This window comes from Streptomyces sp. NPDC037083 (assembly GCF_055606485.1).
Genome location: NZ_JBVJSQ010000036.1, coordinates 1 through 11,474, shown reverse-complemented (window position 1 = coordinate 11,474; position 11,474 = coordinate 1). Strand labels below are relative to the sequence as shown.

The following is an 11,474-nucleotide window of genomic DNA, read 5'->3' as shown; positions in this document are numbered from 1 at the left end:
CCCGCGGAGCGGGTCCCCATTCGCTGCGCGAATGGCAACGAATGGGTTCGCTGCGCGAACCCAAACCCGCTCCGCGGGTTTTAGGAAAGGCGCTGCGCGCCTTTCTTGAATTACCGCTATCGCGGTAATTTACATATCCGCGCAGCGGATATGTACGAAGGGAATGCCTTTCCCGCGCAGCGGGAAAGGCGGGCGTCCGCTGCGCTCCCGCCCAACCGGCTACGCCGGGCAGCGAGGGGCGCAGGTGCATCAGGTCGTCTCCTGTGTACAGCCTGGGATCCTGGCCCACCACCCCCACCGTCGAGGAGCGGCCGGCCCCGGGCGCACCCCTCCCCCGAAACCTTGGACGACCCGCAGGAACGGGCCCCGCCCTCCCCCGAACTGACATCCGCTCAAGGTGCTTCAAACCGGGGCCGAGATGAAATCTGGACTCGACCCCCGAGTTCCCTGCATCACGTGATGCAGTATGTATCTTTGGCGGATCCGGGCCACACCCCCTGAAGCGCGCGCAATTGAGGCTGCCTCAGCTGATGCCCTGTGTAGAGCTTGGGATCCTGCCCCACCACCCACCGTAAAAAACAAAACACCCCCAGCCGAATCCACAGCTAAGGGGTGTTTCGTTGCGGTCTGATTTACGCTACCCGCTCCCGTCCCTTCTTCCGCGATTAACGGCGCCCGAGTTATTCCGGGTTCTGCTCCATCCAGGTACGCGCCGCCTGTTCGGTCGCCTGGTGCCGCGCCAGCGGGCTCCGGCCCCCGGGACGGAGACCGCGCCAGCGGGCTCCGGCCCCCGCAGAAATCTCTTTGGTTACCCACCCGGCGGACTGCCGGAGCCGTTCCTGGAGCTCCGTCAAGCTAGGTGCTGACGATTGATCGGAAGCCGCAAGGCGCCATGTTCGCCGCTGAATTCCGGTGCTGCCCAGGACGCGAGCGGGGCAGCACCGGATCGGAACCCGGTCAGCGTTCGCTCTACTCAACGCTGCTGCATTGCCCGCAGCCCTGACCGTTCGTCGGCCCCCGGACGACCGAAGCCTCGAAAAAGTCGAGGAGCGAGTTCATGATCTTCTCCTTCTCGGCCAGCTGCGGTTCGTCCTCGAACTCCAGCCCACGCTCGGACTCGGTCAGCACCTTCGACCGATACCCGACCCCGCAACCGCACGCGGCGATGACCGTCAGGACATTAACGCCCTTGTAGTGCAGCCAGACACCATCGCCCAGGTAAGCCACCGCACACGACGGGACCTTGCCATTCTCGCCCCACCACAGGTAGCCGGCCCAGGATTCGGGTGTGCTCAGCCGCTTCGCGAAGAGGCTGGGGAAGTTCTCGGCGACAAACGCTGCGGCCCTCCGGGGCGCGGCGTTGATGATGCGCTTGGGCATGCGCATGCGTCCGACCATGCGCTCCATCAGATCGATGGCCCGATTGAGCACGTAGGTCAGAACCTGGGGCCGGGAAGCCGTTTCGTTCGCGGCGGCGGCCTTGCGCAGATAGGTGTTCATGAAGTCTCCGGCTTTCGTGTGGCGGTAGCGGGTTGATGCCTGGTCGGGGGTCCGTCCCGGCACGGGCCGTCCGGCGGGCGGTGGGGTGGGGCCACAAGGCCGGTCGCTTGGAGCGAAGCGACGACCGGCCTTGTGGCCACGCCGCGCCGCCCGCCAGGCTCAAGTGCCGGGACAGACCCCCCACCAGGCATGCTCGCTGTCATCCGGAAGCCGGGGACTGAAGGGCCGTCACCTCATGCGAAACCGGCTGAAGGGGCTTCACGCCGCCCCGCGGAACCACGGCAGGACGAGAAGGCGGCGTCATACGGCGCGCCCTGCATGGCGCCGGTCCCGCGAGTGGAAGAGGAACGATCCGCCCGTGCCCGCCAATATGGCGCACACACTGAGGCGGCAGGCCTCTGACGGACGCCATGGGCAGCTGAACCACACGTGCCGAGGACAGTTGGCCTGTTCGTTCCCGCTGTTCACGGGCATAGGAGCGGGCTCGCCACGAGGCCACATCGCCCCCGTGTCCACGGCCCGGCGGCCCGTGTCGGGGTCTGACGGCCCCCCAGGGCCGTCAGACCCCGACCCGGTGAACGCCGCCGGGCCACCAACACAGCCACGCCGAAGGCGTGACCAAGGCACGGTGGCCCGGCACGGTGGCCAAAGGCCCCCCAGGGGCCGACGCCACCGGGACGGTGAACGCCACCGGGCCACCAAGCAGCCGCCCCCGCCAGGGGGCGACCACTTCACCCACCCAGCGGGGGGCAGGACCCCGCAGGGCCCCACCCCCCAGGGGGGCCGGGGCCGGTCGGCCCGGGCGGGCTGCCCGGGCCGACCGGCTGGAGTGGTGTCCTGTCGGCTACCGCTCCGTCAGCACGTCTCCGCGGATCGCTGCGGCGATCCTGTCGTGGAGGCCGGCACGGCTGGTTATCCCCGCCATGGCCTTGTAGATCTCCCGCAGGCTGTCCTCGTAGCGGAAGTGGGAAATCGGACCGCTTGCGCCCAACCCGTAGGACTCCAGGATGTAGGGACGGTGGACGGCCGCCGGCGAATCGTCGGGGACCGGCCAGCGCTCCATCAGCCGCAGGTGGCCTTCGTAGAAGACGCTGTTGCCGCCCGAGATGGCGTCGGTGGTCATGCTCGCGAACTTGCGCGGCCGGTGGTAGATCACCGTGCGTTCGTCCACGTGGACGAACTTCATCCCGTGCTGCACCTCCAGGCGCAGCCACATGTCCCAGTCCTCCTGGACGGGCAGGTTGGTGTCGAACCGCGCCCCGATGCCCCGCAGGGAGGGCACCAGCGCGCTGTGCACCGGGATGGGGTTCGCGACGTGAAGGATCCCCGGTGCCGCTTCGACGTCGAAGTCGAAGACGACCGGGATGCTGTCGATCTCCTCCCTGGTGGTGGTGACCGGGTCGACACGCCACTCGCTGACGGGGCAGCTGGCGTAGGCGATGTCCGCACCCGAGGCCTTCCGTGCGGCCACCAGGTTCTTCAGGTGTTCCGGGAGGTAGACGTCGTCGTCGTCGAGGAACGCCATGAGGTCCGAGGTCGCCGCCTCGATACCGCGGTTGCGGGCGGCGGACAGGCCCCTGTTGCACGGCTGGTTGATCAGCCGGACCTCAAGCTGGTCCGACCACCGCGCGACCACGGGGCTGACGTCGAGTCCGGCGTCGTTGACGACGATGGCCTCGACCTCGACCCCTTTCTGGGCGGCGAGGCTGGCAAGCGCCAGGTCGAGCGTCTCGGGGCGGTTGTGGGTCGGGACGATCACGCTCACGGTGGGGTTCATGCGTTCCTCCCGGTGGCCAGGGTGTCCAGAAGCGGGGTGATGTCGCCGGAGTGGTCCCAGGCGAAGGCCTCGGCGCCGTCGGCGAGTGCCGCCGCCAGTGCCAGGCCGTCGGCGCGGAAGCGCTCCGGGGTGCGCTGCTCGCGCGGGAGCTCCTGCGTGTTCCGGTTGGGGTCGAACGCCCACTTGCTGCGGATGTGGGGTTCGAGGAGGGGGGTGGGATCGGCGACGGGCTCCAGCACGTCGGCCGAGCCGAAGGTCGGGGAGACGATCACGACCCGTGTGTCGGTCCCCGCACCGCAGCGGATGGAGGACCGCAGCGGCAGGTTCAGGGAGGGGCGGCTGAGGTACATCACGTACTCGTCGCTGGCCTCGATCCGCTCGCGCTCCGTTCGCTTTCGCCAGGCGTCGATGTCGACGCCGTTGAGGTCGTCGGGCAGGGGCAGGAATCGCTCCATCTGCAGGTAGGTGGCGATTCGCACCGCGATCACGGTGGGGATCTCGGTGACCACCAGGTGGCCGTCGTCGTCGCGGAAGACCACCGTGTGGTCGTTGGAGACGAGCTCCCAGCCGTGCTCCAGGGCGGCCAGCGAGAGCGTGGTCTTGCCGGCGCGCATGTTGCCGGTGAAGACGATCAGGACGCCGTCCTTGTGGACGGCGGCGGCGTGGAGCATGGTGTACCGGCGCTTCTCCCAGTACTCGACCAGCGCCTCGCGCACCGCGATCTGGGTGCCCTTGATGAGGTAGTCCGGATTGGTCACCCGGCGGTGGAGGACCCGGTTCTCGGGGTCGGCCTGGTAGCCGACGCCCCAGGGGTTGAGCGTCATCCCCGGGACGGGGTCGGTGAGCCGGGCGACGATGGTCCAGCCGCCCGGGGCGGCGACACCGACGCGGTGGTGGAACTTGTCCAGGTACTGCAGGAGCGGGGGGTGGTCGGTGAAGACGGTCAGCTGGATGCCGTCTCCGAGGTGGTAGGCGGCGCGGTAGTCCGCGCCTTGGTGGCTGGTGTGCATGTGTTCCGACTCCGATGTCTCGGGCCGGGTTTCTGACCACGATGTGGTGGTGGCCAGGGACGCTTCGGGTCCCTCCCGGCACCGAGCCGACCGCCGGGCCTCGGGGGCGGGGCGCAAAGGGCGCGGCCGTCCGCAGCTTGCTGCGGGCGCCCTTTGTGGCCCGCCCCCGAGGTCTGGCAGGCTCGCGGGGCCGGGAGGGACGCCGGAGCTCCCTGGACGACACCGGGTTCTTGGAAACACTGCACGGACCGGAGTGGGCTCGTGCCCTCAAGGGCTCGGGATGCAGCCGGGAGCAGTGGAGGCGTCCTGGTCTCTCACGAACTGCTGCACTGGCGGTCGAGAGTCCCGCAGGTACGAGCTTGTCGGAGCGGCCATGCGAAAGGGCCGGTGGTGGTCCACCGGCCCCTTGGTGATGCCAGGTCAGTCCGGTGTCACCCGGCCCGCAGCAGCTCGCGCACGTCCTGCCAGTCACGGTCGATTGCCGCCACCCGTTCCTCCCGCCATGTGGAGGGGGGCACTGCACGGTGGTTGCGGAGTTCTCGTACGAGCAGCATGGCCCGGTTCAGGGTGAAGGCGGCTCGGCCGGACGGGGATCCGGCGGCCACCAGTTCCTCGATCTGTGGACGGGCTTCCGGAGTGGCAGCCAGGACGATCCACAGAACCGCCAGGTCATGTCCTGGGAGATAGTGTCCCGCGTGCTCCCAGTCGATCACTGTGACCTGTCCGTCGGGTCCGACTACGAAGTTGGTCGGGAGGGGGTCACCGTGGCCTGGCACGAGGACGGGGCCGGCCTGGTGGAACAGGTCGGTCAGGATCTGATGTTCCTGCGGGGTGGTCAGGCCTTGGTGGTGGTCCCGGTCCAAACGTGCGAGGTAGTCGAGGGTGCGTGTGAACACCCCTGCAGGGGGACTCCATCGACCGAGGTCGGTCATGGCCGTCAGCATGGCGGTGACGTGTGCAGGGTCCAGTGCTTGTGGTGGGAACCGGTCGCGGCCCGTGACCGGGCAATGGCCTCGGACGTGTTCGACGACCAGCATGTGGTGCCGGTCGTCAGCGGCGATGAGGGCGGGAACCGGCACTGGCGGGGGCGTCGCGGCGAAGGTCCGGTAGGCGTCGATCTCCGTGCCGAACTTCTCGGCCCACAGTGGTTCCGGGGTGATCAGCAGTTTCGCGACGGCCGGTCCGTCATCGCAGTGCCCCGCGATGAGCAGGGACTTGTCGGTTCGGGAGAGGAATGCCGTGGGGCGGAAGTCCGGTCGTAGCCGGGTGACCGGTGCGGCGGCGCCGGTGAGTTCGTCGGGCACGGGGCTCCTTGCTGTTCTCTGCGCGGAGCGGCCGGGTGTTCTGGGCTGGTTCCGCGCGCGCAGCGGGGCGTTTCCCCGGTGCGTTCATGAGAACGCACCGGCCGTGCCGCTTGGTGCCCGTGCCTGCTGCTGGATCGGGCAGGGCGCCGAAGCCCTGAGGAGGAGGCGCAGGGCCGCCCTGCTCGAGCGCCGAAAGCGGGTGGATCGGGCTGTCCGCCCTTGCCGGGCGACGACACGTGTTCCGGGCCGGCGCCCGGGGCGGGGTGCGAAGGCCCCTATGGGCCTGAGCGCCGTGTCCCGGTGAACGCGCCGGGCCACAAGCACAGTCACGCCGAAGGCGTGACCGAGGCCCGGCGGCCCGGCGCGGTGGCCAAAGGCCCCCCCGGGGCCGACGCCGCCGGGACGGTGAACGCGGCCGGGCCACCAAGCAGCCGCCCCTGGAGGGAGCGACCGCTTTCTGAGAGGGTCCGGTGGCGGGTGGGAGACGACTCCCGCCCGCCCTCGGGTGAGCCGGCCCTCACCGGGTGGGTGAGGGCCGGCCGGGGGTCAGACGGGCCGGGGTGCCGGGGTCTCCAGCGCCTTGCGGCCCAGCTTGTAGGCCTCGCGGAGGTCGTCTCCGTTGTAGGTGAACCGGGCGATGCCGCGAAGGCGCTCGGAGGCGTTGACCGCCACGGTGTTGGTGAGCTTCCCGAAGAGGGGGATGTCGGAGCCGGAGTCCCCGTAGGCGACGCACTGGTCGAGGGTGAGGTCGAGGTCGGCCAGGGTCCGGTCGACGGCGGTGATCTTGTCCGGCGGGCTGAGGATCCCGGCGGGGTCGGGGGCGACGGAGAACGGCAGCTCGGGGTAGCGGGCGGCGACCACCTTGTTCGCCCCGAACGAGAGCAGGTTCTCGGCGAAGAAGGACGGGGAGAGCGTCACGACGATCGCCCACTCGCCGCGGGTCTGGATGTCGTGCAACACCTCGCGCAGTCCGCCGATCCATGGGGCCTCGTGGAAGATCTCGTCCACGAGTTCCTGGGTGAGTTCGGACCACAGGTCGCAGAAGGAGACGGCGAGGCTGTGGGCGCTAATGCGGCCGTTCAGGATGGCGTCCTCCAGCTCGTAGGTCTTGGGCAGGCAGCCCAGCCGGCGGCCGATCTCCAGACTCGTGGCGGTGCCGCGCAGCACGGTGCCGTCCATGTCGAACACGTGGAGCTTCATGGGGTGCTTCCTTTCTGAAGCGGGATATGGGAAAGGGCCGGTCGGCCCGGGCGTGGGCCCGGGCCGACCGACCCTTGGTGGTGGTGCGTGATCAGGTGCGGTTGATGACCTCGCGGTAGAAGGCGAGGCAGGCAGCCGCGTGGGTGCGGGTGGTGAACTGCTCCGCCCAGTCGGCCGCGGCCGTGAGGAGGCCTGCCCGGTACTGCGGGTCACCGGCGAAGCGGTCCATCGCGGCGGCGAGAGCCGCTGGGTCGCCCGGCGGGACGATCTGGCCGGAGGGTCCGGCCAGTTCGGCCAGGTTGGCCACGTGGGTGGCCAGCACCGGGACTCCGGCGACGCCGTAGTCGGCCTGGGCTCCGGTGCCCTGGAAGGTCTCGATGGGCTGATAGGGGAAGACCGCCAGGTCCGTTTCGGCCACCAGGGCCGCCCGGTCGGCGACGCCCATGTACTGGTCGCGGACGGTTAGTTCGACCGGCCCGTAGGGGCTCGGCCCGGCGTCGAGCTGTATGCCGGTCAGTTCCGGGTTCAGCCAGCCGGGACCGGCCAGCGTGAACCGCATCGGATGGTGCATCCGGCGGAAGGCCTCCACGAGGCCGGCCGCGTCCTTCCATGTCGACGGGAAGCCGTAGAGGCTTGCCCGGACCGGCGTCCCCGGTTCGGGCTCGGACCTGCGGATGGTCGTGCCGTCGGTGATGGTGGTGGGCAGGAAGCTCACCCGGGCCGGCGCACCCGGGCGGCCGAGTCGGGCGATGGCCTTCATGCCGAAGCGGCCGAAGCAGAGGTAGCCGTCCATCGAGCGGACTCCCTCGTAGACCTGAGCCAGCAGGTCCGGCGAGGGGACCCAGCTGTCGAACAGCGTCCACGCCAGGGAGTGCACGTGGTAGACCGCCGGGGGGTGGGGCTGCCCATCCCAGAGGGTGGGCAGCAGCTGCTCTACTTCGAGATTGCCGAAGTGCACCGAGAGCACGTCGTACTTCCGCAGGTCGACCGGCGCCAGCAGCTCGGTGGCCTGCTGGAGGATCGCCTCCTTGCTGCGGAAGGCTCTGGCCTCGACGTCGTAGGGGACGCCGGGGGTGCCGAGGCGGTCGACCTCGGCGCCGAGGGCGCGCAGGCCGTCGGCCAGCACGTCCAGGTATGGGGGCAGGCTGCCCTTGGTCTCGTGGGGTCCGATCAGGAGGATTCGCATCAGGTCACCTCACTGGCCCTTGCGGCCGGTCAGGAGCTCCTTGTAGAGCTCGGCGGTGGTGGCGGCGTTGGCGTCCCAGTCGAAGCGGTCCGGGAGGGCGCCCTTGAGCTGGGGCCGGGCGGTCACGATCCGGACCAGGTGGTCCACGTCGGTCCAGATGGCGCCGGTGACCCCGTCGGTGAGCAGTTCGCGGGAGGTGCCCAGGTCGGCGGGCATCAGGACGGGGATCCCGCAGGCCAGGGCCTCGGCGTCGGCCAGGCCGAAGCCCTCCCAGCGGGAGGTGGTGAGCTTGTACTCCGAGCTGCGGATGACGCTCACCAGGTCGGTGATGCTCAGGTCGCGGAGGAACTGGACGTGGGGTTCGTCGGCGATGGTGAAGTCGTAGTGGTTCACCCCGTGGCCTACCACCACGGTGAAGACCGTCCGTCCGCGGAGGGCTCGGACGATCTCCTGGAAGCGGTCGAAGCCCTTCATCTCGGTGAGCTTGCCGAGCCACATCACGCGGACGGGGTCGTCCACGCCGTTCGGGGTGATCCGGCGCCACAGCGCCTCGGTGTCCGCCGCGTGCGGTGCCAGGGCCTCGGAGTGGACCGGGTGGCCCTGGCTGTCGAACCCTCCGGTCACCAGCTGGCCGCTGGAGATCGGGGCGCTGGCCGGGCCGTGGTTGAACAGGGATCGGTCGACGCCGTTGGGGACGGTCAGCGGGCGGACACCGTAGGCCTGCTCGATGTCGCCGGCGGTCCAGTCGCCCACTGCGATGACCTTGTCCGCGTGCTTGATGAGCTCGTGCTCGTCGGCGGCGAGGGCGGGGATGCCCATGGTCTTGGCGCTCAGGTCGGCCCGGATCAGGACCGGTGCGCGCTGGGTGCGGGGGCGCTTCGCGTAGACCAGGGTTTCGGCCGCCCAGGTGGAAGACTCGACGATGTCCGGCCTGATTCCGGTGAGGATCGCGTCGACCGTGCGGCGGTGGAAGCCGAGGTCCTCGGTCCGGTCCAGGTGGATCACCCGGACGCCGGGGAGGTTCAGCGGGTGCGGCGTCTGCTGGGTGATGACGAAGACCTCGTGGTTCGGGGCGAGCCGCTGGGCGAGGTTCTGGAAGACGATGTTGATACCGCCTCGGGTCTGCCCGTGCATGTCCTCGTGGACGATCGCCACCTTCGGCTTCTGGTTCATGGGACCTCCGTTCCAGGCCCGGCCTTGGGCCGGACTTCTGGTGACGGGCGGTCGGCTCGCTGAGGTGAGCCGGTTGCCCGGCCGGGGGTTTTCCCGGCACGGAGCCGTCCGGCGGGCGGTGGGGTGGGGCTGCAAGGCCGGTCGCGCTTTCCAGCGACCGGCCTTGCAGCCCCACCCCACCGTCTGCCAGGCTCGAGTGCCGGGAGAACCCCTGGCCCGGCATCGGTTCATGCGTGACGACAGGTCTGTCACCAGGAGCGATGGACGGACTGATGAGGTCCGGGACCAGAAGACCGATGCGCCTGGAGGGACAGGCACGGCGGTGTGTACGGGATCGGGCTGCTGGGACCAGGGCGGCTTGGGCATGCGAGAGGCCCCACAGCGAAGGTTGCTGCGGGGCCGTGGTGACTGATGCTCAGTGAGTGGTGCGCGTCAGGTTCTCGACATCCGTGCGGGCGTAGCGGCCGTAGCGTCCAGGGGTGAGGTTGTGCTCTTCAGCCGTGGCTTCGAACCGGCCGACCGACCAGCCGAGGACTCCTGCCGCCTCCGTGCTGGTGAGACTCTGCTCGGTCCAGCTGCGGCGCGTGGCGACGACGTTCTCGATCTGATCGTGTGACAGCGCTTCGAGGTCCTCTATCGCGTACATGGGCCATCCCTTGAACTCGCCGACGGGCTGCAGTGCTCCCTGCTCTGCCAGGTCCTGGACGTCCGTACGCTCGACGGGAAGACCAGTGTGCTCGGCAAGGTGGTCTGCCGCTTTCTGGGATCCCAGCCCTGGGTGGTCGCCCAGCTCGGCGAGAATCCCGGGGACGAGAGCAGCGAGAGGTTCCGCTGTGGCGTCGGACCAGCGGCCTCCGTCCAGGTCGGGTCCGGGGATGAGTCCGCGCTGCTGGGCGCGGCTGAGCTGCCAGTCCTTGAGGCCGAGGTGGCGGGCGAGTTGGACGGGTCCGAAGCCTGGCTTGCCTCGGGAGGTGCGCTTGGTGGCGGCGGGTCGGGTCTGGTCTGTGGGTACGGGGGCGGGTGCGGCTGTCTCCCCGAGTTGGTCGAGGATCTGCTCGATCTGGCCGGGGAGGGTAAGAGCCAAGGACCGTGACCACCGTCGTCCCTCGATGTCGGGCGGCGGGACCAGCCCCAGGTTCTGTGCGCGGCGCAGCTGGGACTCCTTAAGTCCCAGCCAGCGGGCGAGTTGGACCGGTCCGAAGTCGTCTGTGGGTCGGCTCATGTACGCGGTTCCTCCTCGGACTGGGGCTTCCCGCTGGGTTGGCTGGTGCGGTAAGGGCCGGCCATGGTTCGGGTGTCGGCGTAGTGCCAGATGTCCGCGCGGCGGTACCAGCGGCGTAGCCGGCCGCTGGGGAGCTGTTCTTCCTGGACTGGCTGAGGCCATCCGCGGGGCGGGCGTTTGGGGTAGTTGGTAATGCTGGTGGGTTCGACGCCTAGAACCCTGGCCGCTTCGGACAAGGTGATCAGGTCATCGGGATTGCCACTGCGGTTGACGTCGAGTTGTGTGCGCTGTGCGAGCTTCTTGTAGCCGGCGTACCAGGCGTCCCACTCCGCCGGGTTCCAGTACATCGTCTGATTGACGGTCTTGATCGGTTTCGGGTGGCCGTTCTGCTGACGCCTGCCCCACAGCTGAGCGATGGTTCCTTGGGCGAGGCCGTGTCGGGCTGCCAGTTGTGCGCGCGATTCAAGGCCGACCTTGTCCTGGCGCTCCCCGTACCAGCGGTCCCACTCCTCGGCATCCCAGACCAGTTCGAGCCCGATCTTGCCGACGGCTTCGGGATGTCCGGTTGCCTGCCGGTTGCGGTACCACTTCTCCAGCGGGGTGAGGGTCATTCCGTATCGGCTCATCAGGTCCTGGCGGGTGTACACGCTTCGGCCGTTCAGCGTCGCCATGTGTTCCTCCTGCACGTTTGAGGTCTGGCACGGGTGATGTGGGCGGAGGGTGTATGCGTTGTGGGGTCCAGGAGACGGCCGATTAGCATGTCACTACCGTTCTACGGTGCGGGCCTGTGGTTGAAGGGGTTCGTGGCTGGAGAGCGCAGGGCGGCCGGCGGACTGCCATCTTCACCGTCGGCCGCCTGCTTGGCGCCTAATCGGATGCGCTCACGGGGCAGAGCCTGGGATCTCGCCAGCCACCATCCACCCCTCCCGGCGGATTAAATCTTGCCTTAATTGACGCAAGGGTGTCAACCACCGGGGGGTGCCGGCGGGGCCGTGAGGAACGAACGGCTCCGCCGGCTGCCGCGGGTTGGGGGACGGAACGCGCCAGCGGGCCGTCCCCCAACCCGCGGCCGACAACACAGCCGTCCCCGAAGGGGACGACC

Annotated in this window: 9 protein-coding genes; all 9 read right to left on the bottom strand. The window is 69.2% G+C overall.

Features of this window, described 5'->3' with window-relative positions:
• Nucleotides 1-969: 969 nt before the first annotated feature.
• On the bottom strand, nt 970-1,500 hold the full coding sequence (locus ACZ7DE_RS40800; RefSeq protein WP_470769590.1) for a hypothetical protein: 531 nt from the start codon (nt 1,498-1,500) through the stop codon (nt 970-972).
• 844 nt (nt 1,501-2,344) lie between these two features.
• Nucleotides 2,345-3,277: a glycosyltransferase family 2 protein gene (locus ACZ7DE_RS40795; RefSeq protein WP_470769588.1), complete on the bottom strand. Its 933-nt coding sequence runs from the start codon at nt 3,275-3,277 to the stop codon at nt 2,345-2,347.
• Nucleotides 3,274-4,287: a hypothetical protein gene (locus tag ACZ7DE_RS40790; RefSeq protein ID WP_470769586.1), complete on the bottom strand. Its 1,014-nt coding sequence runs from the start codon at nt 4,285-4,287 to the stop codon at nt 3,274-3,276. Before ACZ7DE_RS40790 ends, ACZ7DE_RS40795 begins: the two co-directional genes overlap by 4 nt.
• Nucleotides 4,288-4,718: 431 nt before the next feature.
• Nucleotides 4,719-5,591, bottom strand: coding sequence for a phosphotransferase (locus ACZ7DE_RS40785; RefSeq protein ID WP_470769584.1), 873 nt, complete (start codon nt 5,589-5,591; stop codon nt 4,719-4,721).
• Nucleotides 5,592-6,137: 546 nt separating this feature from the next.
• Nucleotides 6,138-6,791: an HAD family hydrolase gene (locus ACZ7DE_RS40780; protein WP_470769582.1), complete on the bottom strand. Its 654-nt coding sequence runs from the start codon at nt 6,789-6,791 to the stop codon at nt 6,138-6,140.
• Between the two features lie 91 nt (nt 6,792-6,882).
• Nucleotides 6,883-7,977 (bottom strand): glycosyltransferase family 4 protein, encoded by a 1,095-nt coding sequence (locus tag ACZ7DE_RS40775; RefSeq protein WP_470769580.1) that lies wholly within the window; start codon nt 7,975-7,977, stop codon nt 6,883-6,885.
• A gap of 9 nt (nt 7,978-7,986) precedes the next feature.
• Entirely contained in the window at nt 7,987-9,150 is a 1,164-nt protein-coding gene (locus tag ACZ7DE_RS40770) for a glycosyltransferase family 4 protein (protein WP_470769578.1), read from the bottom strand.
• Between the two features lie 415 nt (nt 9,151-9,565).
• Nucleotides 9,566-10,372 (bottom strand): hypothetical protein, encoded by an 807-nt coding sequence (locus tag ACZ7DE_RS40765; protein ID WP_470769576.1) that lies wholly within the window; start codon nt 10,370-10,372, stop codon nt 9,566-9,568.
• On the bottom strand, nt 10,369-11,043 hold the full coding sequence (locus ACZ7DE_RS40760) for a hypothetical protein (RefSeq protein ID WP_470769574.1): 675 nt from the start codon (nt 11,041-11,043) through the stop codon (nt 10,369-10,371). The genes ACZ7DE_RS40765 and ACZ7DE_RS40760 overlap by 4 nt, the downstream gene beginning before the upstream one ends.
• Nucleotides 11,044-11,474 lie beyond the last annotated feature (431 nt).